The following is a 23,864-nucleotide window of genomic DNA, read 5'->3' as shown; positions in this document are numbered from 1 at the left end:
TCAATTTTTGTTTTTATTACCTTATATTAACGCAGTATCTGCCATTTTAGATTTGTATTTTGTAAATCTGTGTTTCTGGCATTAGAATAACTAACAACATAGTTAGCATAGCTACCTTAAGGAGGTCTATGATGTTAGGCAGGATTTCAAAAGCATGTATCGCCATTGCACTATTAAGCCAAGCACCTTTGGCAACAGCTGGATTGGAAGAAGGCATAGATGCACTCAATGCAGGCAGGTTCGAAGAAGCACTACAAGAATTCAATTATTTAGCTGAAATGAACTACGCTCCGGGCATTTATCAACTCGGTGTAATGTATGAAGGCGGCTACGGTGTCGTCAAAAATCCACGTAAAGCGGCAGAGTTATTTCAACAAGCCGTTAAACTGGGTGAAGCCGACGCAATGTTTGCGCTAGCCGTCATGTATGACGAAGGTCGCGGCGTTAAAAAGGACCGCTCTAAATATGTTGAGCTAATGACCAGAGCGGCAAACAAAAACATGCCAGCTGCGCAATTTAACGTAGCGCTGATGTATGCAAACGGTGACGGTGTACCACAAAGTTACCGCCACGCACTTAACTGGTATGAAAAAGCCGCCGCAAACAACTACACCTTAGCCATGTTTAATTTAGCACTCATGTATTTTCAGGGCTTAGGAGTCGAGAAAAATATTGAACGCTCGTACGTATGGAACACGTTAGCCGAGTTTAATGGTTATGCCGAAGCCACAAAGAGCCGAGTACTCGACGAAAAACAGCTTTCCCCTTCACAAATCGAGCAAGCGAAAGAGCTCGCAAATAGTATTTACGAGCGAATTCAAGCCGGTAAATACGTGGCAGAAACACGTACAAAGTAAGTAAAGTGGTAAATAATAAAGGTCTCATGTGAGGCCCTTATTATTTTTCCTTACTAAGAGATTGAGCTAGTACCATCACACCTAGGTAAAAGTCATGCTCATTATTAACCACGTCAATCTTTTTATCATTGTTGAACCCGCTACCACTAAGGTAAACTAGCACTTCATTCATAATGAGCTGTGAAAATGAATCGCAAAAAGAAAATTTACGAAACCTTAAAGAAAAAAGACAAGCGTGCTAATGCTAAACTCCACAAAAGCAACAAACCTCGTTATATTTCAAAAGCTGAGCGTGAGAAAATCGCAGCCCAGCAAGACATTGAGGAGTTAAATAGCGAAAACAATGAACATTAATTACCCAGGTTTTATGTCAGCTTGTCATTAACTGTTTTAATTTCAATCAATCTTCCAACGTTAGATGAGGATCTCTGCTCTTAAAATGTCGTCACAGTAACGTAGCGAAAGATGAACGTTAAACGGATGCATGCCAGAGACCTAAACTAACAGCAGTACAACTGTTTTACTCTGCGATTAAACGGAATAACGGATTACTGCGTAATTCACTGCTATATGTTTGCTATCAAAGATTTTTACGGCTATCTGGCATAGCTCGGTTAAGCAGCTAAATTAATTAAAATTGAGTTGCTTGTTTGAACAGAGAAAATTCGCACTTGTTAGATGTCATTACTCCCAAGATTCCGAGTCTTTGCAAACAAGGTGGATGATGGATGCAGGGCTTGATACCCAGAATGCCTGAAATCCTTCAGGTAACGGCTCGATGTCATCGCAGCGTACGACACCAGCAGCTTTGAGATGCTCTGACGCTGCGGCAATATCATTGGTAACAATCTCGAGCCATGTTTCGGCCTGGCTTATACCAGGTACGCTGTCGAGCCAGAGATTATTAGAGCCAAACTCAAAACCAACTGATGGAGCATGCTCTGTTATTTCTTTGAGGCCGATGACATCGCGGTAAAACTGAAGGGTTGCCTCGTACTGATGAGGCGGTAGCTTCATGGCGATATTGCGACCAGCTGTAAACTTAACCTTAGTATTCATGTGAACTCCTTTCTGACTGAAACTGTAATCCTACATTGTGTTAGCCTGAATATCGGGCTGAGCCACTACTCTCTGTAGCATCAGCTTTTCTATCTATCGATATTGTGAAGTCCCATAAAAATGACTACTGATATTACAGGCTAAGTCTTATTTTTAAGTATATTGGATCTCAATATGTAATGGCGCTTTGCTCAACAAATTAACGCTACTTTTTTCTCATAAAGAGCCACTCTAAAGGCTTTGTAAGTAGCTTTGAATGGCTAAGCAACATCTTGTTGCGCCATTTAGTATTATTAGATTGGAGAATGGGCTTTTTGTGGCTAAAGGTATAAAAGCCCTCTTCGCCATGATATTGACCCATGCCAGAGTGACCTAGGCCACCAAAGGGTAAAGACTCAACAACCACATGCACTATGGTTTCGTTGATCGCTAAAGTACCCGTTGCGAGCTCCTTTGACACTTTATTCATTGCAACCTGAGATTGCGTAAACAAATAACTTGCAAGCGGTGTGGTGTCTTCTCTTATGTGGCTAATTGCATCATGTAAGTTGGATATTTTTAGTATTGGCAAAATCGTTCCAAATAACTCCTCTTGCATCACCCTCATGCTTTTGTTGACATGGGTAATGATATGCAGAGGGAGCTGACGATTGTCGCGTGCTGGCTCAGCTTGCCACACATTCGCGCCTTTATTTTTGGCATCAATAATAATGTCGTTTAAGCGCTGAAATTGCCTGTCATTAATAATTGAAGTTTGGTTTTTTACACCAACTTTTGTTTTATAGGTTTTTTCGTAGTGCTGTTTCAGCTCAGCAATAAATGCATCGTATTTTTCTTCGTGCACTAACACATAATCTGGTGCAACACAGATTTGACCTGAATTAGAGAGCTTCCCCATTAACACACTCATCGCAGCGGCGCTGATATCAGCGTCATCAAGCACTATAACCGGTGATTTCCCCCCTAACTCTAAGGTGACCGGCGTGAGATTTTTAGCCGCAGCCGCCATCACCTTTTTGCCAACTGCTGTTGAACCTGTAAATAGCAAGTGATCGAATGGCTGCTCAGTAAAAGTCGAGGCAATATCAGGTCCACCTTCAATGACGCACACTTCATTGTCCAACCCTTTAAAAATGGCTCTTATCACCGCATTCACCTTAGGAGTGAACTCGCTCAACTTGAGCATAACTTTGTTTCCAGCAGCGAGGGCAGTAATAACCGGAACAATCGCCAGCTGAATTGGATAATTCCACGGGGCTATCACGCCCACGACTCCTTTTGGCACAATCTCAATTTTTGCCTTAGATGGTAGCCAATGCGCACCGGGTGAACGATGCTGCACTTTGCTCCATTTGCGCAGGTGCTTCGCGATATAATCAATCGAATTGATGCAAGGCATGATGTCTGCAATCACGGTATCGAATCGACTCCGAGTACCAAAATCCCGATCTGCCGCCTCGACTAATTGATCTTGCCACTGCAACATACGTGATTTTATTTCAGTTAATAGACGTAAACGCTTTTCAAGCGCGGGGTAAGGATCTTGGTTAAAGCGACTTTTTAACTGAGTAAATGTGGCTATTAAAGTGCTGGTATTATCTTCAATCATTATCAGGTCCTGCTAATGTCTAATTTGAATATAGCAAGGAAAAAACAACGGGTCTATCTTCAAAAAACTAGGTATTACTATGGAGGCAGGCTGCGTATGACCGAGTTGCCTTTCGATGGACACAGCCTGTGGAGAATGGCAACTTTAAAACCCTAGTATGCTCCTTGCCAAAGTCAAGGTAACAATTGTAATTAACCCTATCGCGACTATGTTCAAAACAAACCCTGCTCGGATCATGTCTTTAATTTTGATCTCACCCGAGCCAAATACGATGGCATTTGGCGGTGTTGCAACTGGCATCATAAAGGCGCAACTGGCCGCGATTGCAGCAGGAATAACCCAAGCTAAAGGAGAACCCGTGATTGATTCAGCGACAGGGCCAAGTAAAGGTAAAAAGCCTGCAGCCGTTGCGGTATTGCTGGTAATTTCCGTTAAGAACGTAATAAGTGCTGCAACAACTAGTACTCCAAGCACTAAGCCCATGGCATCCGCGCCCGCAAGTAAGTTAGCAATGTAATCGGCAAGTCCTGAAGATTTGATCTGTGCCGCTAGTGATAAACCACCGCCAAATAATAGCAAAATACCCCAAGGCACCTTAGCTGCGCTTTCCCAATCTAAAATACGTTCGTCACTTCCCGACTTGGCTGGAAGAACAAATAGTAACAGTGCAGCGGCAATTGCAATGCCAGTATCTGACAATTTAAGACCCGTAATATCACCAATTAGCGGTCTAAAGATCCAGCACACTGCCGCTAAAATAAATACCGCAAAAACCCCTTTCTCCGCACGAGACATTTCACCGAGTGCTTTTAATTGGGAAGTAAATAACGACTTAGTATCAACATTAATTTCTTCTTTATCGACCTTGTAAGTCACTTTGGTCAACCAGAACCAAGCAAATGCCAGCATCACCAAAGACAAAGGCACACCAATCATCATCCAAGTGGCAAAGCCAATCTCAATTTGATAACTGTCGGATAAGTAAGCAGCCATTAACGCATTTGGTGGCGTACCAATTAAAGTTGCAATGCCTCCAATACTGGCTCCATAAGTGATAGAAAGTAATAGCGCTTTAGCAAAGCTTTGGCTATCTCCACCCTGCTCTTTTACCAAGTGAATAACCGAAAGTGCAATCGGTAACATCATGACCGCCGTTGCCGTGTTTGACATCCACATAGATAAAAATGCTGTCACGCCCATCATCGCTAAGATCTGTATACTCGGTTTAGTGCCTGCGAACAACATGGTATTCAGCGCGATGCGTTTATGCAGCCCCCACCTTTCCATGGCGATTGAGAGCAAAAATCCACCCAGAAATAGATAAATCAAAGGATGCGCAAACGGTGCAGCAACCGCTTTAATAGATGCAATACCGACTAGAGGCGAAATAACCAAGGGTAATAACGAAGCCGCCGGAATAGGCACAGCTTCGGTTATCCACCAAGAAGCTAGCCAAAACGCTAAGCCTGCGGTTCTCCAAGCCTCAACCGACATACCCGATGGTGGTTCAACCAAACAGATCAGTAACATTACCAAGGGACCAAGCCACAGAAACAGCTGCGTTTTTATCGTTTTTTTATTCTCTTCTGTCATTATCTTGAACCTTTAAAACTTATATTTTAAGCCAACAGCGATGCTAGTATCGTCTTGTGTTTCAAGGTCGAGCTGCGTTGCCATCACATACAAGTTAGTTTGTTTATCGAAAATATAGTCTGTACCTAGCGTCCACTGAGTCGCATCTTCACTGTGGCGTAATCCGCTTGAGTCTTTGGCAAACTGTAGCTTCGGACGCCAATTATCGTCGAGATGGTAACTTGCGCTTAGCACATAGCCATTACCCGATTTGTCTTTCGCTAGATTTTCACTGTCTTGGATGATGGCACCAAGTTGTAACTTTTGCCACTTGTAAGCCAACGCGATACGCGTAGCAACCAAATTACCAATACTGTCGGTATGACTTAGGGCAACATAGTAATCTTTATTTTTTAATGCTCGGTCACCATAAATTGCGGTTGCTGCAAACCCGGCTTCATCGTTGCTAGCGTCGTCTTTAGGTGTGTAGGTCAGAGAAAAAGAAAAGTCATTCCATTTAGGTGAAGAATAGGTAATTGAATCACCAACTCTGTCTTGGCCTGCTAGCACTTGAGCAATATCACTTTGGGTTTCGTTAAATTGATCGATTTTACCTTCACTGAACTTAAAACGTGTGTCGTTTCTGCCCACTAAAACGGTACCAAATTTCCCTTCAAGGCCAACATAGGTGTTCCTTGCTGAAAATGGCTCGGTGGTATCGTCGTGTTCAAAACCTTTAACTTGTACTTCATATTTGTAGACGAGTTTTAGATCGCTTGATAATCCGTGGGCACCTTTTACACCAATTCTCGAAAATGGTGCGTCAATTTGTGTGCCCTCTTTGGTATAGCGCATTACACCTTTGTCTGTGTTGGCAATTTGAACTTCTGCTTTACCATAAATGCTGTAGTCTGCGGCTAACGCAGAGGCTGATAACGTTGCACTGGCAACTGTCAACGCCACTAAAGATTTACTTGCTGTCATAACTTGTCTCATTTTTTGATTATTGTCGCTTAAGACAACGCAATTCTGAGACCAGAGTTTATTTTTTAATATAAATCAAATGGATAAATCAAAATCAAAGGTTAATGGTGGCTAAAATGTGCGGATTTCCGCACACTTAAATCTATAATGTGTCACTAAACTCACCCATCATCATTGGTGAACATAGTGCGATTTAAACCATACTTACTCATCTTGTCGTACAAGGTTTTTCTCGGCACTTTTAGCAAATTCATCGCATCTTTTATACTACCTTGGCTTTGTGCCAGCGCTTCTTCAATTAACGATTGTTCGTAGTAGCTCACCTTCTCAGCCAAACTCAACGTTTCATCAGACAAATTGTTTTGCATGTTACTCGCAGTCATCGCACCACCGAGTAAAATATGGCGCTCGGCGTGGTTTCTCAGCTCTCGCACGTTCCCAGGCCAATCTTGTGCCAGTAGCTGCGCCTCTAATTCAGGGCTAATTGGCTGCATAGGTTTATGAAATCGAGTAGCAGCAATGGAGCTAAAGTGTTTATATAGCAGCGGAATATCAGCTTTTCTGGAACGAAGTGATGGGATCATCACTTTGACGAGGTTAAGTCGATAAAATAAATCCGAGCGGAATTTACCTTGCGCGACTAAGGTTTGTAAATCCACTTTGGTCGCTGCAACCACCCTAATGTCCAGTGCTATTGCAGTGTTGCTGCCAACAGGCGTCACACTTCTTTCTTCTAAAACGCGCAGCAGCTTCACTTGTAAAGCCGCAGACATGGCTTCGATTTCATCCAAAAATACCGTACCGCCTTGGGCAAAAGAAAATTTTCCCTCGCGAGACTCTTTGGCTCCCGTAAATGCACCGCTTTTGGCACCAAATAATTCACTTTCAATCAGTTCTTCTGGAATTGCACCGCAATTGATAGCGACGAAGTTATGATTTGAGCGCTCGCTATGGTCATGTAAGTATCGTGCCACCAATTCTTTTCCCGTACCGGTTTCACCTTCAATTAGTACATCAGCAGGGGTATCAATCACAGCATCAAGCAAATACAGCATTTGCTGCATTTGTTTTGTCTCACCTAAGATCCGTACGCCCGGCGCAGACTTTTTCTTGACTTGCGCTTTTAGCTCTCGGTTTTCCATCACCAACCGGCGTTTATCAAGCGCTCTTTCTATACAGTCGAGTAGCGGCTCTGACACGGGCTTTTCGAAAAAGTCGTAAGCCCCTTTTTGGATGGCTTTTACCGCCACTTCAACATCCGCAAAGCCGGTTAGAAATACCACAGGTAACTCAGAATCAAACTGCATCACCAGCTCTAAAAATTGAATGCCATTGATCTCGGGCATGTTGATGTCACAAAGCACAACACCGCTAAACTGACGAGAAAGCTTTTTTAATGCAGGCGTTGCACTGGAAAAACACTGCACTGAGTACCCTTCTATTTCAAATAGTTGTTTTAGCGCATCTCGTATACTTTGTTCATCATCGATGATTAACAGTGTTTTCTCTTCAGTCATGTTGTGGATTCTTTGTGTGTAAGCTAATTAAAAACTCGGCGCCACCTTGCGGATGATTATGGGCACTGAGTTTGCCATGAAACGATTCAATGATCTGTTTTGAAATGGATAACCCTAAGCCTAAACCATTACCTGATTTAGTGGTGTAAAACGGTTCAAATATGTTGGATAAAGCGTGCTGCTTTATCCCTTCGCCCGAATCAATAATAGACAGCTGGATCTTGCCTTCATGCTCCACGGCGCGAATATAAATACATTTATTATCTTGCTCAACAATCGCTTGGCACGCATTGCTAATAATATTTACCAGAACTTGCTCAAACTTAAATGGGTCAACCCAGATATTGCACGCAAGCCCCTCACTTTGAATTGCTACACCGTAGCGTTTGAGTTCAGGCCCAACTATAACTAAGGCGTTATCTACTGAGTGTTTAAGGTTGGCCACCAGCATCTTATTATCATGATGCTGACTAAATGACTTTAGCTGCGCCACGATTTTATGCACTCGAGTGATCAAAGATTGGATCAGGACCATATTTTCGACTACTTTGTTCACGTCTCCCTTTTGAGCCAACCGTTTGGCGCTGGCAACATACGCACTCATGGCACTCAGCGGTTGATTGATTTCATGGTTAATGCTGGCGCTGAGCTGCCCTATGGTTGCCAACTTGGCAGCGCGAATCAGTGCATCTTGCGCCTGCTCGAGCGCTTGCTTGCGGCTGGCAACCTCAGCCTCGAGACTCCGCTGGCTGAAAAGCAGTTGTCGGTATCCTGTCAATTTACTCAACGTGTACTCGACAACAACAAAGAGTAAAATCAATACTAGTGCAGTTACCCCAAGCCGCGGCCACTGTGCAGCTTTGATAGGCGCAACTTCATGCAGCAAATAAAGAGTGTATTGCTTGTTAAGCGGCCTCTTTTGCATCAGCGCGTCGCTGCCATGAGATGAAGTTTTCACTCTGGTTGGTGAAAGCACGCGCCAATCAATCGGAAACAGAGATTCGTTTTCAAACTGCCTTGAGGATTCAATTTCTTTGCGCTTTGCTGGGGACAGTTCCCCTAACGAGCCTAACCGCCACTGCTCAACATCAGATGCCAGTACAATATGATTATCGTCCACAATCAAGAAATGGCTATCAGTTCCCGTATCAAGCTGGGCTTTATCTGATTCAAATTTACTGGCGTTAACCTTCATCACCACCACGCCCACAAGCGAGCCGTCTTTGTAGACAGATTTAGCAAAATAGAAGCCACGGGTTTTGGAACGTAAACCGAGCGCAAAAGAGACATGTTCATTGCCCTTGATTGTTTCGTAAAAATAGGGGCGAAAGGCAAAATTGCTGCCTTTATAGCTATGCGGCAAATACCAGTTGCTACTTGCAATCACAGTTCCACTGAGGTCTAGCAGGTAAACGTCTGACGCACCACTGGATATTTGAATGTCCTGTAGATATCTGTCCAGTTCATTGGAGTTTATAGCAGTTGCTTGCTGTAAGCCTGATTGCACTAAATTGCTTAAGCTCAATTGCGTTTGGATAGCTTGATAACGAGTAAATTCAGTCTGGATATAACTATTGAGCTTTTCTAGATTGGTTTTAGTCTGAACAAGAACGCTTTCCTCATCCTGTGCCACATTGAACAAATAGCTTGCCCACAGCCCACAAAATAATAATAAAAGATAAATTAATATCTTAACTGAGAACTTATGTGACACACGCAACTCCTAATTGAACTCACTGAGTCTATCAGAAGCAGAATATCAATTAAATCAAATCTCTTTAAATCAATATATCACTAAGCGCTAAGACCGGAGATAAACAAGGTTTTATCTCCGGTCTTGATTTTAAACGCGTATTAATTCGCGCTAATATTTAGCGTTACATTGCTTGCTGCTTGGTAACCTTGCAGGCCGATATGCCAAGTGCCAGCCTGAGGATTGGAGATTGTACATACCTCATTATTGCCATTTTTGTATGGCCGACATTGGTAGGTGCTGGTATTTGGTTGCGTGCCAAAATTAACATAAAGATCCGCATCTCCCGTGCCTCCCGACGTCGTAATTGTCAGGGTTTGGTATCCCGCAGTTAGTGCTTGACTAAAATACTGCCACTGTCCGCTGGCGACAGAAATATTATTGATAATTTCGTCAATAGGCGTATTGCCACTTGAGGTATCGTATTGCCCTACCAAACTGACCCCCGAAATCGCGTTCCATGCTTCTACCATCACGTAATACGTGCCAGTTTGCACAGCGGAAATATTGCATTGCTCGTTACTAGACGAGTTAGTGCTTTTGCAGTCATGAGTGTTCAAAGTAGGTTTGGAGCCATAGCGAACGTAGAGATCGGCATCACCATTACCACCTGACGTGGTAAAACTTAAATTAGTTGCACCTTGTGGTACTTCCATGGTGAAAAACTGTTGGCTTTTAGAAGCGCCAGAAATCCCCGTTTTAGCCACGCCATTTTCAAGCTCATTGTTTGGCGGTGGCGGAGGTGTATCACCCGCATTTTTGCCAAGCTCAGCAACAAACGCCAGCGCGAGTTTTGCAAATTTTTGTGCATGTGTTGAATCAAATTCGGTATCGTTGGTGGTATGAATTTTTCTGTTGATCTCAGACATTCTTGATTCAAATGGCATAGAAGCTGGGAACCCTTGCTGATACCAAGATGCATGGTCAGAACAACCATAACCGCATTGGTCATAAGCATAGCTTAGGTTTGGCAAATAAGTTTCTATTAATTGGCCTAAGAACTGATTCTGTGCGCTGTTTGTATAGTCTGTCATCATCACAATATCCGCACTACTGCCATTGCGGCCAGTCATATCAAATTGTGTCATACCGACTACGTTTTTTCCCTGAGAGCTGTACGACTGCGCGATAGCTTTAGAACCTCGAAGCCCAACTTCTTCTGCCGCAAAGCCCATGATTTGGATTGTCCGCTGAGGCTGATAACCATCTTCAACAATAGCGCTTAGCGCTTCGGTAAGCACAGCTATCCCAGAGGCATTATCATCCGCACCCGGCGCAAGCCCACTCGAGTTAGATTGGTTAATTGAATCAAGATGCCCGCCGATAATAACGATTTCATCACTCAGTTCACTACCTGGAATGGTGACAATCACTGAAGATTGAGCCCAAGAATGGCTAAAATATTCAACACTAATATCTGAGCGACTTGCTGCAATATCACTCCATGTTTGCTTGACCCATGCAGCAGCATCAATGCCTGTTTGCGAGGTATAATAGCGGTTATAAAAACTGGTTAGCGAGTTGACGCTGCTGTCCAAGTTCACTGTACTGACTTTTGAGATTAAGCTGTTAACCCGAGTGGGGTTATCAATGCTGTAGTTAACCAGCGTCGCACTTGGGTTTACGCTTTCTAACTGTGCAAGATAGCTTTGCGCCTGCTCTAAGGAGTCATGGGCGACAAAACCACCACAGCGGTGATATTCGTCGTGCATAAATGCACTCAGGTGTGAGTGTAAGTTTGCAGGTACTTTTAACGCTTTGACTTCACTGTTTGGTAAAGAAAGCTGCTCGAAATGAGTACCGCGAATAGAATTATGGACTTGGAAATGCTGACTAGACTTCGCATCCATCGTCACCCAAACCTCTTCAGACGCTTCAGAAAAGCCACTCAAACAGGCAATGCTCAGTAGCATAGGTGTAGTTAATTTCATTGTTGTATCCTCAACTCATTTGAATAACAACATGATTTAAGCGCTGAGCAAAATAAAAGGATTATTCAAATGAGGTAAATTTATGATTTTATTTATTAATAAAGAAAGGGAGCTTTCGCTCCCTATAATTGTTACTTAGTTCGCTTTGATATTCAGTGTTACACCGCTTGCTGCGCTATAGCCACGTAAATCAATATACCAAGTACCTTGTTGTGGGTTTGCAATCGTACAGGTCTCGTTGTTACCGTTTTTATAAGGGCGACACTGATAGCTCGACGTTGTTGATTGAGAACCAAAGTTTACGTATAGATCCGCATCACCTGAACCACCTGAAATGCTCACTTCAAGGCTGCTGTAGCTAGCATTTAGATCTTGCGTGAAACGTGTCCAGCTGCCAGATGCAACACTGACATTTGACTCAGTGCGATCAATTGGTTGAGTTCCACCTGTTGAGCTGTATGTACCAGTCAAAGTTACGCCCGAAATCTGATTCCACGCTTCGACCATCACGTAGTACTTACCAGCTTGAATGTTACTAATATCGCAGCTTTCGTTGCTTGTAGACGTTGTGCTATTGCAGTCATAGGTGTTTAGTGTCGGACGAGAGCCATACTTAACATAAAGGTCCGCATCACCGCTACCACCAGAAGTTGTGAAGTTTAGGCTAGTCGCATCAGCTGGCACATCAAGGGTAAAAAACATTTGCTCTTTTGCCGCGCCACTGATCCCAGTGCGAGGCTGACCGTTCGTCAACTCTTCGTCGCCACCAGGAGGTGGTGGTGGGTTAGTATCACAGCTACTACCTGTGCTTAAGTTTGAGTTAACGCCAACCGCTGCTAAAGCAGCTTGTACGTCACCTGGTTCATAACCTAGGTCACATGCCGCATCCATTACGCCATTACCAGCTAAGTCCCAGTCAGTATTAGCGGTCCAATACATTTGGTTAGCTTTTGCCATTACGATAAAGGCTTTTTTCGTATCCCAACCTGCCGTAGTTGCTAGATTGTAGAAGGCTTTATTGAACACCCCTGAAGTGTGGTGAACGTCCATGCTAGACGTATAGTTAGACTGATGATCGATTGAGCGACCGTCTTGCGTTGGGTCATTCATATAACGCAATGCGCCACTGCCTTTGAAGATGTCTTGGCCAACTAACCAGTCATTGCTGCCTTTCATAAAGAATTCGGCGGCTTCACCTGCCATATCAGAAAACGCTTCGTTCAAGCCACCTGACTTATAACGGTATACCAGACCTGAGTTTTGCTCAGTGAAACCATGGCTCACTTCGTGAGCAGATACATCAAGACTTACCAACGGGTAGAATGTATTCGCACCATCGCCAAAAGTCATCGCGCTGCCATCCCAGAACGCATTTTCATAATTGCTGCTGTAGTGAACACGCATTTTAAGCTGGAACGACAATGGCGCAGTACCTAGCCAATCGTTGTACATATTAAATACTACATTACCAAAATAATGAGCATCATTTAGCGGTGAGTATGCACCGTTAATTTCTTTAACTGTGTTTTCTGGGCACGTAAAGCTATGTGCAGTCGAACCGCTGCTACCGTGATTTAAGTTAATTGTCTTAACGTTCGCATTCGTCATGGTACAAGTATTACCCGACTGCGCTACGTCTAGATGACCGTAATCAGTACCATACTGGTAACGACCCGTTTTTTGGTTACCACCAGGGCCTGTCGCATTTGCATGCTGCAAGTTGTTGAAGCTTTCTAACACTTCGCCTGTGTTTGCATCAATGATCAAATATGGACGCTTAGGCTCATCACCATAAGTAACAAAAGTGACTTCGTACACTAAACGTGCCGTTGAATTGCCATCAAGCCAGATCGCAAGGCGAGATTTTTCGTTATGTTTTTTAAGCTTTTTGTCTGCACTAAGCGACTGTTTTTCAAACTGACTCAACGCCATTTTGGCATTTAGCTTGGGTTTTACCGAACCGATGTCAGCCGCGATGTTATAAACCGCCGCACCGTGAGCTTTTTTAAGCGCACCGGCATCGTCAAACGTTAAAATGACCGAATCACCAATCACTGGTAATCCTTGGTACATTTGTTGGAAACGCTTAGTTACTTCACCTTTTTTACTATTGAAGCTTTTAAGCTCCTTTAGTTGGCTAGCATTTTCTAAACCAATCAGCACTTCTGGCTGTGTACTCAACACAGTTTGAGAGGCTGATTTAAGCATAGTATTAATGTCAGCTTGCTGGTTTAAGTATTGTTTTGTAGCAGCTTGAGCACTGAGCGAAGTAAACGCAATCGCACACGCCGTAGCCATAGTTACTGTAGATAATTTCACGAATTACACTCCTAGTATTGTTGTTTTATTGTCCTTTTCATCATTGCTTCACAAGAAGTCTTGGATGAAATGTGACTGTTTTCTCCTTCAACTGCAGAAGACATGGCAAGCCATTAGCTTTTGCCACGCCTTATTAGACTAGGCAGCAAATCAAATAAATAAACCCCAAAGTTAACATTTTAATAATATTTAATTTACTTTAAATATTTATGCAATGCTTTCATGCATTTGTTTAAAAAATAGACCCAGGCTTAATATCTTGAATTAAGTAACAAAACACATCTTTGTAAATTTTTTGATACGATATGAGTAAATATGCCAATTTCTTCCCTAAACTAACTTTACAATCATTATGTTGTATCAAAACATGTAGTAACTACTCGGTAATTCTTTCTTGTTTGTGCTTCATTTGTTCAACCCAACAACATATAGAATTTAAAATTATTAATAAAATTCAATACATTAGAAATCTTACTCTCTCGGTATAACACTTGCAGTTTGAATAATTACAAGCTGCAACGAAATTAGGAGGAGTAATGGATACTTTTGAAATATTATCCTACGCAGATCATAGAGTTGGGGCCGTTCTAACAGGGAAAGCAGCCGCAGAAGAATTGCAAAATGAATTGTTAAATAGCCACCTTGTTCAACATGAGCATCTACAACTGGTTAATCCGTATGACAAAGATGCCGACAAAAGACTTGAACCTAAAAGCGAAAGCCGTCTTGCCAGAAACATGCTTAATTGGCATTTATACCTTGGCAGCATGGGGGTGATATTAGGCTTTCTCATCGCAGGGCTATTGGTAAGTTATGGACCGGCTTTCACACAAGCTAATCCTTACTTAACGTTTATCGCTTTATTAAGCCCCGGCTTATTTTTAGGGCTATTTGCTTCAGGCCTTATTTCTTTGCGTCCGGACAAAGATGCGTTTAATCAGGCGGTGATGAATAAAATCGCAGAGGGCAAGTGGCTGCTTATCATTAAAACGAATAATGAGGCGCATCGCAGCAAACTCATGTCGTTTTTTAAAAACAACAGCAAAGCAGATGTTTTAAACTAAAACAAGAGGTAACCTACATGGAAATTTTTAATGCAATAAAGCAAGATCACGATCATCAACGCGCCCTATTGAATATGTTGGCAGACACGTCTGGTGATTCAAAGGTCCGCGAAAAATACTATAAAGAGTTGAAAGACGCGCTAGAAGCGCATGCCATCGCAGAAGAAAGGTACTTTTACGCCCCTCTCATGGACAGCGATATGACGATCGAAGACTCTCGCCACGGTATCGCGGAGCACCATGAAATTGATGAGTTAATTGAGGCACTGGATAATACGGAGTTTTCCGACCCTAGTTGGCTAACTAAATTGAAAAAACTCAAAGACAAAGTTGAGCATCACTTGGCTGACGAAGAGCAAGCGTTTTTCCAGCGAGCGGGTAAGGTACTTGATAAAAGTGAAAAGTCGCAACTTGCAGATGAGTATCAAAAAGAGATGGAAGAACAGTTATAGCTTTCTATGCCCACAACATGTTGTGGGCATTTACTTTGCTAGATTTTGGTAACCGACACCATCACAGCAATTTACCTATTAATACCAGTCCAAGTATGAGCAGTAGTCCATTCATCACCAGCAAAAATTGCTTTTTAGGTAAGCGTTTCGCAAGGTGCACACCGAGCCTATTACCAAGCAACGCTAAAGGTGTAAAACAGATAGCAAGCAGCACATGTTGCCACTGTAACAACCCAGTTGCAGAGAAGGTCGCCAACTTAATCACATTCATCAGCGCAAATAGTACCGCAACCGTCGCGATATAAGCCGTTGGCTCTAATTTTCGAGCGTTAAAATACACCATGAGTGGTGGGCCGCCTGCATGAATTAAGGTCGTGGAGATACCAGCTGCGGTAGAGGTGCTCGCGGCCAGTAACCTTAAGTGCCCAACACTTTCAGGTGTATTTTTTATCAGTAAGCTTTTAAGCGCAAATATTATGCTCATCGCTGCAATCACAACCGTCAGCCAAAACTCACTGACGCCTTGAAGAAAAAGCGTTGCTAAGGCTATCCCGACTAGTGTACCTGGCAATAACCGCTTTAATTCTGACACATTCCATAAGCGCCAATAGCTCTTCAGGCTAAAAACATCCGCGACGATAAGTAGCGGAAGCATCAACGCAATGGCATCCCTTGGGTTCAACACCATCATCAAAATTGGAACAGAAAACGCCCCTAACGCACCTGCGAAGCCAGACTTTGAAATACCACTTAGCAGAACGACAAGGGCAATTACTGCAAGTTGAATTGGTTCTGTCATTCTTCAATTCCTTTAATTTTAGGCGCTGAATTTAATAATTAAGTAATAAAAACCACAGCGCTTCAACATCTGTTACTGCGGTAACCTGCATGTTGTCACCAGCAATCAGACCGATGCCATCGCCTTGCTGAAACCCCTCACCATCAAGCGTCGCTTCGCCGCCAACAATGTGCAAATAGGCTTTTTGCGCGTGCGCATTCAGCTCAATCTGTTGACCTTGATGTAGCTGCAAGCGGTATATTTCAGCTTCAGCATTGATACTCAGAGTGCCCTCCACGCCTGTAGGCGTAACAATGGGCGTAAGTGCGCTACTTTGTTTAATTTGAATTTGTTCATAACTTGGCATTATGCCTTTAAGCTTTGGCTCTATCCAAATTTGTAAAAAGTGTGCAGGCGCTGTCTTTGAAGCATTATATTCTGAATGAAGAATGCCACTACCTGCGCTCATTCTCTGAACTTCACCTGCCGCCACAGTAAACTGATTACCCATACTATCTTGATGTGCTAATTCACCGCCAATGACATAGGAAATAATTTCCATATCTCGGTGACCATGAGTATCAAAGCCATGACCACCAAGCACCGTGTCATCATTGATCACCCTAAGATTACCAAATCCCATGTGGGCGGGATCATAATATCGACCAAATGAGAAACTATGTTGGCTTTGCAACCAACCAAAATCTGCTTTACCTCTATCTTGTGCTTTTCGAATATATCGCATGTTTCGCTCCAAACGCATGTTGATGACCTTAGTCTATTACCTGTTTGAAACGAATAAAATTTGATAATCTAACATCAATCATTCTACTCAACAGAATCTTCCAGCTGCATGCACCGATATCTTAACTCACCAATAAATGCGCGCGCTGCGGGCCCAAGCCTGTCACCATCTTTAAAAATAAGATGAAGCTGTGCTTTACGCTGACTATGTTGCGATAGTGGTAGTGGTTTCAAGACGCCAGAATCTAGTTGCGTTTTGATAGCCGGAATAGGTAACCAAGCAAATCCTAAGCCTTGCGCTATCATATCTATCGAGGTTGTCATATGGCTCACCGTCCAACGTTGATGCGCCCCCAACCAACCTTCATCTTTTTTACGTGAGATTGCAGAGTCTCTCACTACGATTTGGCGATGGGATTTTAAGTCTTCGAATGTAAGCGCGCGACCAAATTGATGTAATGCGTGATTGGGATTTGCCACTGCAACAAACTCAATTTGGCACAATTCTTCACTGAACCCGTCTTGTAAAGTCACCGGCGAGATAGCGATGTCTACGTCAGTATTTTGCAAAAGTTCAGATGCGCCTGTTAATACTGACTCAACCAGCTCAACACGCAATAAAGGGTATTGTGCAGATGTATTTTCTAGCACCTTATATAGTACCTGCTGTGGGAAAATTTCATCGACCGCTATACGCAATTGACTCTCGACCCCCTCGCCCAGCGTCTGCCCTACCGCTTCCACTTTTGCCGCTTCTTCCAAGAGATAATTGGCACGGCGCAGCATCATTTCGCCCGCTTCGGTTAACAGGGTTCTTCGCCCTTCGACTCTAAAAAGCTTAACACCAAGACCTTTCTCAATTTTATGGACCGCAGTGTGGATACTTGACTGGCTTTTATGTACTTCTTTAGCAGCTTGATTAAAGCCACCATATTCAACAACGGCTCTAAACATCCGCCACTGTTCTAATGTCACTCTCAACATACTGATTTAACCTAATATATATACGTTATTGTTTTATGGCTGGTGGTTTATCTTCACAATTTTCACCATGGCAGGTATTAAGATCTTCTTGCGCTTTTTCGTCCGCCTGAAGTACCTGTTTGAGGTCAGCCATACGCTGACGGATCGCAATACCATAGCTTTCATCGTCTCCCCACACATCGGCGAGCATGTGCATAGATTCAACATCGTGTTTGGTAAAGAGGTAACCCGCTCGTGCGACATCTTCTTCACTATGGCCCAATAACTTAAGCGCCTGCTCACCTAGCTTCACAGCAGAGACAAAAGTTTCTCGCTCAAAGGCAGTGACACCCAATTTTATTAGTTGGTAGGCATGACGACGGTCGGTCGCACGGACAACAAGTTTTAGATTAGGGAAGTGTTGTTGCGCTAACCTGACGATTTCGAGGGTTTTATCTGGTTCATCAATCGCTACGACCAGCATTTGCGCTTCGTGAGCCCCTGCGGCTTCGAGCAAATCTAATCGTGCACCATCGCCATAAAACACTTGATTGCCAAAGCGACGGAGTAATTCAATTTGACTTGGGCTGTGATCCAAGATCGATAAATGATAACCCTGAGCATGGAGCAAGCGCCCTATCACTTGGCCAAAACGCCCGTAGCCGACCACAATAACGTTTTGTGTCGCTTCCATCGTCTCTAAGCTATCTTGTTCTTGAGTAGTATTGGCCTGACGTTCAACTATTTTGTCATAAAGAATAAAAATGAGGGGTGATCCGAGCATAGATACCGCAACAACCAGTGTAACTAACGCGACTTGATCTGGAGTTAAGATTGCTAAACTGCCAGTAACAGAAAGTAGTACAAACGCAAACTCCCCGCCTTGACACAGGGCTGCGGTAAATAACCATGTCGCTCGCTTATGCAGTGAAAACACCGTTGCCAACAAATATAAAATAACCGCCTTTAACCCCATTAATAGCACCACTGACGCTAAAATAAATAACCATTTTTGTGCCAATAAGGAAAAGTCGATTGATGCGCCGACTGTCATGAAAAAGAGGCCAAGAAGTAACCCTTTAAACGGTTCAATATCGGCTTCTAATTCATGGCGAAATTCACTTTCCGCGAGAACAACACCCGCAAGAAATGTTCCAAGCGCTGGGGATAAACCAATGCTTTGCATCAATAACGCGGTGGCGATAACGATAAATAGCGCCACTACGGTAAATAGCTCGCGCATTCGAGTGCTGGCAATATATCTAAATAACGGCGCGGCGACATAATGCCCAGCGGCGATGATAGCCAAAATCACAAAAACAGAAATAGCCACTTGGAGGTAAGTCGGGAAAGCATGTAACAAATTGCCGTGGCCATCACTCACAGCCAAATCACTAAATGCTAACAACGGCATAATCGCGAGAATGGGGATCACGGCTATATCTTGAAATAACAACACCGAAAACGCATTTTGACCGCCAGATTGTTTAATCAAGCCTTTTTCATTTAAGGTTTGCAGTGCAATGGCGGTAGAAGACAGTGCCAACATTAACGCAATAGCTAATGATTGCTGCCACAAAAAGTCAAGCGCTAAATCAATCGCGAAATAGAGTACAGCCGTTGTGATAACCACTTGTAAGCCACCGAGACCAACTATAGAGCGGCGCATCGTCCAGAGCCTTTTGGGTTGTAACTCAAGCCCGACTAAGAATAGCATCATCACCACGCCAAACTCGGCAAAGTGCATGACGTCAGTTTGCTCTCCCACAAGATGAAGAAGATGAGGACCAATTAGGATCCCTGCCAATAAATATCCAAGCACAGAGCCGAGCCCTAGCCGTTTAGCGATTGGCACCGCCAATATCGCAGCAGCCAAATAGATAGTCGCGAGCAGTAACATAATAAAGACACCTGTTGTTGTTATCGTCTTTATTATGTTCAGGGTAAGTCCATTTATCCAGTCTTCGTTCTAAAAAACAAAATATAAGTGACTAAAATCCAGCAATTAATTTTGTAAATCCGAATATATTGTAGGATGGCTGATCTGCATCAAAATACTTGGATCTGGCACCGCTGCAAAGCCGAATTTTTCATATAGAGTATGTGCATCAAACGTTGCCAGCATAAAGCGCCTTAAGCCTTGTAGCTCTGGATGGTCAACCACGGCTTGAACAATCGCTTTGCCTACCCCTTTACCTCTGGCACTTTCCTCAACTATCACGTCGGCAAGATAGGCAAAGGTGGCATAGTCGGTTATCACGCGACAAAAACCCTGAAACTCGCCTTTATCATCCAAATACATGAAGCTCAGACTATTTTGAATGGCTTTTTCTAGCAATACTTTAGGCATTTGTTTTGCCCAATAAGAATTAGAGATCAGCGCATGGATAGTATCAAGATGGCGTAAAATTAGAGGAGTATCAGTGGTTATCATTATTTTCCCTGTTAACAGCAAGAATAGAGCTAAAAATTAAGCGATTTTAAGCTAGAAGCAAAGTGAAATTTTCACAGTCATAAATCTTTCATTGTTGCGTCACTCTTCCGTCAATAAAGCGGCGTAATCTCCTTTTTGAAGACTCCCCTTGATTGATTTAGAGTTGTTGGCAGTGCTGACTCAGTTAGCACTGCTTTTTTTTGCTCAATACCAGACATAAAAAACGGCGCTCTAAGCGCCGCTCAATTAACCAAGCTTTTGAATAACTAACCTAAGTTTATTTGATAGGTTGGTGGTTGGTTAAGTTTATTACCCAGTCGGGATAATCCTTTCCACCATGCAAATCCAAACAACAACATCGCTATAATCCAAAGCGAAGCACTCGTTGGCGAGGTGCTTAGCTGACTAGCTTGGTAAACTAAAGTCGCCATGATATAAGCAATTGAGGTCGTCCAGCCAATCACTAGCCACATCCACTTACCGCCAGATTCACGTTTAATTGCACCTAATACCGCTACACAAGGCGTATAAAGTAAGATAAAGACAAGATAACTAAATGCACCGATTTGACCATTAAATTTCGCGGCCATTGCAGTAAGTAGCGCAGTGCCACTTTCAGCGCCTGACTCTAATTCGTTAAGTCCTAATGGATCACCAAGGTTTGCGATAAGATCTTTACTATTGTCTACTATGGTCATCAACGCTTCTTTTAACGAAGCCAACAATGAAAACTCTCCACCTTCTTCTTCGACACCGGTATAAAGCGCATCTAAAGTACCGACAATAGCTTCTTTGGCAAACATACCAGTCACAACACCAACCGTAGCAGGCCAGTTTTCCTCTTTTAACCCAATTGGCTCGAAGATTGGCGTGACCACTTGTGCAGCCTTCGCCAAAAGTGACCTATCTGTATTCTCATTGCCAAACGAGCCATCGGTACCAATCGAGTTTAATGCACTGAGTAAAATAACCACCATGACAATTGTTTTGCCAGCACGTTTGATAAAGCCGCTCAGACGCTGCCAAGTGGTAATGAATATATTGCGCCAAATTGGCATATGATACACTGGCATCTCGGTAAATGAGGGTAATTTTTGCGTTTTGAATACTTGCTTTCTAAATAAAAAGCCAGAACCTACCGCAACCACTATGCCAAGCAAATACAGACCAAAAACAACATTGGCTCCGTTCGTTGGAAAGAAAGCCGCTGCAAATAACGCATATACCGTCAAACGTGCACCGCAGGACATAAATGGCGCCATAATAATCGTCAGTAATCTATCTGACTCTCGACCCATCGTTCTTGACGCCATAACCGCAGGCACATTACAGCCGAATCCAACGATCAAAGGTACAAAAGCATTGCCCGGTAGACCAATGGATGACATCAAACGGTCAATAACAAACGCGGCCCGAGAAAGATAACCACTATCTTCCAAAATGGATAAGCACAGATATAGCACCGCAATAACAGGGATGAAGGTCGCCACTAATTGAATACCCGCACCAAAACCATCAGCCAATAACACACCCAGCCATTGAGGTGCGCCAATATCTGTTAGCAAGATTTTTACACCATCGATAAGTAAGGCGCCCACGGCGATGTCAAAAAAGTCGATAAATACAGCACCAACATTAACCGCAATGGTAAACATTAAATACATCATGGCTAAGAAAATAGGTACACCAAGCCAGCGGTTGAGCACGATTTTATCAAGCGTTTCTGTCGTATCTGCACGTTTTGGCGTAATGATACTTACGCCATCAGCCAATTTTTTCACTGCTCGGTGACGAGCAACCGCTTTTTCGAGTGGATCGCTGCTAGTGCTTTCGGTGTTTTCCATCACAGGTGCTTTTGGAAACCGAGTGATCTGTGCGAGTTGTTCCAACAACGCTTCTTGCCCTGTACCTTTAGCACCGTGGAATGGCACTACAGGTAACCCTAACTGTTCAGAGAGTCTTTTTAAATCTAACTTTCTCCCACGCTGTGTTGCGACATCAACCATATTTGCAACAACGAGAATAGGTTTGCCTAATTCTTTCAGCTGGGAAGTTAATACTAGATTTCGCTGTAAGTTTGCGGCATCCACGATGTTAATGATGACGTCAGCTTCATTTTGCTTTAGGAAGTCACACGCGATTTGCTCATCTTGGCTTGGTTCAATTTGTTCCATGCTATAGAGCCCGGGCAAATCTACCAATTCTACGTTTGTGTTTTCTAAAGCAAAATAGCCGAATTTTTTCTCGACAGTTACCCCTGGCCAGTTCCCTACTTTTTGTTTAGAGCCGGTCAGGCGGTTAAATAATGTGGTTTTCCCGCAGTTCGGGTTGCCCACTAACGCAATTTTCATACGTGAGCCCTTAATAACTTATAAAACTTCAATTTCAACGAACTGTGCATCGGCCTTACGCACGCTCACAAAGGTGTCGCCAATTTTCACTTGCATCGGGCATCCAAGTGGGGCGACGTTAATGACTTCTATTTGCTCACCAGGAATAATTCCAAGTGCCATTATTCGACTCAGTAACGCAGTATCTGGATGGGTAAGAGAAGTGATGGTCGCTGCGCTATTTTTGGAAAGTTTATCTAATGTCATTGATTATGAGAACAATTTGCAATAAAAGTATGGGCGCATCATACCTCATTGACTATTTTCTTTAAACTAGATTGCGACAATAATCTATTATTGCTTGTTATTTAAGGTGTTTACTAGTTAAGATGAACTAAACCATTGCCATATGCCTGACTGTATTAAGGGGTCCTGCCAATGAGTAACGACAAAAAAAAATGGACGCTCAAAAGCATTGCGGCGGAATTAGGCGTGTCAAATGCAACTGTATCGAATGCTTTTAACAGACCAGATCAACTTTCTAAATCCAAACGAGAAGAAATTTTAAAAGCCTGTAAAGAATTGGGTTATTTTGGACCTAACAAGGCAGCCCAATCGCTGCGTAAGGGCTCGTTTAACATTGTCGCGCTGGTACTACCCGATAGCGTTGAATATATGGTATCAGATCCCGTTGCAAGTAGCTTTATGCGAGGAGTTGCAAGCGTTTTAGAAGCTCAGCATATTAACCTACTACTGTTCTCAGGCACCGCAGATAATGTCGGAGACATTGTCGATTTCGTCGACGGCTTAATTTGTTATGGCCGCCCGCGTAATCCCAAGTTAATTGAGCATCTTGCGAATGTTAGCAAACAGGTTGTGACGGTTGACTTTGATTTGCCCTCGCATGCCAGTATTAATATAGACAACCAACAAGCCGCCTTTGACGTAGCGAGTAAAGCACTAAACGACGAAAGTGATGTTGCTATTTTTGGTTTGAGATTATTAGACACTGATTTGCTCTGCCGCGTATACGAGCAAAGCCTAATAGACTTAGAGACTTCTATTGCGCATCAGCGCTATAGCGGATATCTCAAAGCCATTGAAGAGTGTGGGTTAACACTTGGCGAAGACAGAGTATGGAATATTCCTGAAAGCAGCGAAAGGTTTGCAAATATCGCAGCAAAAGAACTACTTAACCTCTCACCAAGGCCTAATACCGTACTGTGTATGAGTGACTTAATTGCACTACCGCTGTTAAGAGAAGCCAAAAAACTTGGTGTAAAGATACCGCAGGAGCTTAAAGTCGTTGGTTTTGATGGCGTTGATGAAGCGCTACGCTTTAGCCCCAGCCTAACTACCATTCATCAAAATAGTGAAGAAAAAGGCCGAGAAGCAGCCAAACTCTTCTTGGATAAAAGCGATGCTAAAGTAATGCTTGGCTATACCTTAAAAATGGGGCAAAGCTGTTAATTGCCCCAAGCTAAATACTTAAATATGA

General features: G+C 43.2%; 20 protein-coding genes. 5 read left to right on the top strand and 15 right to left on the bottom strand.

The genetic code is table 11. The annotated features are described in order from the left end of the window. Window positions 1-131 precede the first annotated feature (131 nt). Window positions 132-857 (top strand): tetratricopeptide repeat protein, encoded by a 726-nt coding sequence (locus NH462_RS02265; protein ID WP_010373171.1) that lies wholly within the window; start codon window positions 132-134, stop codon window positions 855-857. Window positions 858-1,043: 186 nt separating this feature from the next. Further along, entirely contained in the window at window positions 1,044-1,211 is a 168-nt protein-coding gene (locus NH462_RS02260; protein WP_253103598.1) for a DUF2986 domain-containing protein, read from the top strand. A 330-nt stretch (window positions 1,212-1,541) separates the two neighbouring features. Here NH462_RS02260 and NH462_RS02255 read toward each other — a convergent pair whose 3' ends face one another. The 8 genes from NH462_RS02255 to NH462_RS02220 form a co-directional block, all read right to left on the bottom strand. Beyond that, window positions 1,542-1,916, bottom strand: coding sequence for a hypothetical protein (locus tag NH462_RS02255; protein WP_253103595.1), 375 nt, complete (start codon window positions 1,914-1,916; stop codon window positions 1,542-1,544). Between the two features lie 205 nt (window positions 1,917-2,121). Next, on the bottom strand, window positions 2,122-3,525 hold the full coding sequence (locus NH462_RS02250) for a coniferyl aldehyde dehydrogenase (protein ID WP_253103591.1): 1,404 nt from the start codon (window positions 3,523-3,525) through the stop codon (window positions 2,122-2,124). A 144-nt stretch (window positions 3,526-3,669) separates the two neighbouring features. Then, complete coding sequence (locus NH462_RS02245) at window positions 3,670-5,118, bottom strand: SLC13 family permease (RefSeq protein ID WP_253103588.1); 1,449 nt, start codon at window positions 5,116-5,118, stop codon at window positions 3,670-3,672. A 12-nt stretch (window positions 5,119-5,130) separates the two neighbouring features. Next, window positions 5,131-6,081, bottom strand: coding sequence for a porin (locus NH462_RS02240; RefSeq protein WP_253103585.1), 951 nt, complete (start codon window positions 6,079-6,081; stop codon window positions 5,131-5,133). A 161-nt stretch (window positions 6,082-6,242) separates the two neighbouring features. Beyond that, the gene (locus NH462_RS02235) at window positions 6,243-7,598 is read right to left on the bottom strand and encodes a sigma-54 dependent transcriptional regulator (protein ID WP_253103583.1); all 1,356 of its coding nucleotides are present in this window, start codon (window positions 7,596-7,598) and stop codon (window positions 6,243-6,245) included. After that, window positions 7,591-9,312, bottom strand: coding sequence for an ATP-binding protein (locus NH462_RS02230; protein WP_253103580.1), 1,722 nt, complete (start codon window positions 9,310-9,312; stop codon window positions 7,591-7,593). The genes NH462_RS02235 and NH462_RS02230 overlap by 8 nt, the downstream gene beginning before the upstream one ends. A 140-nt stretch (window positions 9,313-9,452) precedes the next feature. Continuing rightward, complete coding sequence (locus NH462_RS02225) at window positions 9,453-11,282, bottom strand: M28 family metallopeptidase (RefSeq protein ID WP_253103576.1); 1,830 nt, start codon at window positions 11,280-11,282, stop codon at window positions 9,453-9,455. A gap of 135 nt (window positions 11,283-11,417) precedes the next feature. Next, entirely contained in the window at window positions 11,418-13,601 is a 2,184-nt protein-coding gene (locus tag NH462_RS02220; RefSeq protein WP_253103571.1) for a pre-peptidase C-terminal domain-containing protein, read from the bottom strand. Window positions 13,602-14,137: 536 nt separating this feature from the next. Here NH462_RS02220 and NH462_RS02215 point away from each other — a divergent pair. Together NH462_RS02215 and NH462_RS02210 are read left to right on the top strand one after the other, a co-directional pair. Then, the gene (locus tag NH462_RS02215; RefSeq protein WP_253103568.1) at window positions 14,138-14,665 is read left to right on the top strand and encodes a hypothetical protein; all 528 of its coding nucleotides are present in this window, start codon (window positions 14,138-14,140) and stop codon (window positions 14,663-14,665) included. 17 nt (window positions 14,666-14,682) lie between these two features. Continuing rightward, window positions 14,683-15,117: a hemerythrin domain-containing protein gene (locus NH462_RS02210; protein WP_010373198.1), complete on the top strand. Its 435-nt coding sequence runs from the start codon at window positions 14,683-14,685 to the stop codon at window positions 15,115-15,117. Between the two features lie 61 nt (window positions 15,118-15,178). Here the strand turns inward: NH462_RS02210 and NH462_RS02205 are convergent, their stop codons facing one another. The 7 genes from NH462_RS02205 to NH462_RS02175 all read right to left on the bottom strand — a co-directional run bounded on the left by NH462_RS02205 (window position 15,179) and on the right by NH462_RS02175 (window position 22,633). After that, entirely contained in the window at window positions 15,179-15,916 is a 738-nt protein-coding gene (locus NH462_RS02205) for a sulfite exporter TauE/SafE family protein (protein ID WP_253103565.1), read from the bottom strand. Window positions 15,917-15,947: 31 nt separating this feature from the next. Then, entirely contained in the window at window positions 15,948-16,640 is a 693-nt protein-coding gene (locus tag NH462_RS02200; protein WP_253103562.1) for a pirin-like bicupin family protein, read from the bottom strand. Window positions 16,641-16,723: 83 nt separating this feature from the next. Beyond that, complete coding sequence (locus NH462_RS02195) at window positions 16,724-17,623, bottom strand: LysR family transcriptional regulator (protein ID WP_019647314.1); 900 nt, start codon at window positions 17,621-17,623, stop codon at window positions 16,724-16,726. 25 nt (window positions 17,624-17,648) lie between these two features. After that, on the bottom strand, window positions 17,649-19,502 hold the full coding sequence (locus NH462_RS02190; protein ID WP_253103559.1) for a monovalent cation:proton antiporter-2 (CPA2) family protein: 1,854 nt from the start codon (window positions 19,500-19,502) through the stop codon (window positions 17,649-17,651). Between the two features lie 105 nt (window positions 19,503-19,607). Beyond that, window positions 19,608-20,036: a GNAT family N-acetyltransferase gene (locus NH462_RS02185; protein WP_253103557.1), complete on the bottom strand. Its 429-nt coding sequence runs from the start codon at window positions 20,034-20,036 to the stop codon at window positions 19,608-19,610. A gap of 266 nt (window positions 20,037-20,302) precedes the next feature. After that, window positions 20,303-22,387, bottom strand: coding sequence for a ferrous iron transport protein B (gene feoB / locus NH462_RS02180; protein ID WP_253103555.1), 2,085 nt, complete (start codon window positions 22,385-22,387; stop codon window positions 20,303-20,305). An 18-nt stretch (window positions 22,388-22,405) separates the two neighbouring features. Further along, window positions 22,406-22,633 (bottom strand): FeoA family protein, encoded by a 228-nt coding sequence (locus NH462_RS02175; protein WP_010605304.1) that lies wholly within the window; start codon window positions 22,631-22,633, stop codon window positions 22,406-22,408. A 171-nt stretch (window positions 22,634-22,804) separates the two neighbouring features. Here NH462_RS02175 and NH462_RS02170 point away from each other — a divergent pair, with 171 nt between their 5' ends. Next, window positions 22,805-23,836 (top strand): LacI family DNA-binding transcriptional regulator, encoded by a 1,032-nt coding sequence (locus tag NH462_RS02170; protein WP_253103552.1) that lies wholly within the window; start codon window positions 22,805-22,807, stop codon window positions 23,834-23,836. Window positions 23,837-23,864 lie beyond the last annotated feature (28 nt).

Source organism: Pseudoalteromonas sp. OANN1, from assembly GCF_024124685.1.
Classification (GTDB): domain Bacteria; phylum Pseudomonadota; class Gammaproteobacteria; order Enterobacterales; family Alteromonadaceae; genus Pseudoalteromonas; species Pseudoalteromonas piscicida.
This window is presented reverse-complemented; position numbering and strand designations above follow the sequence as displayed.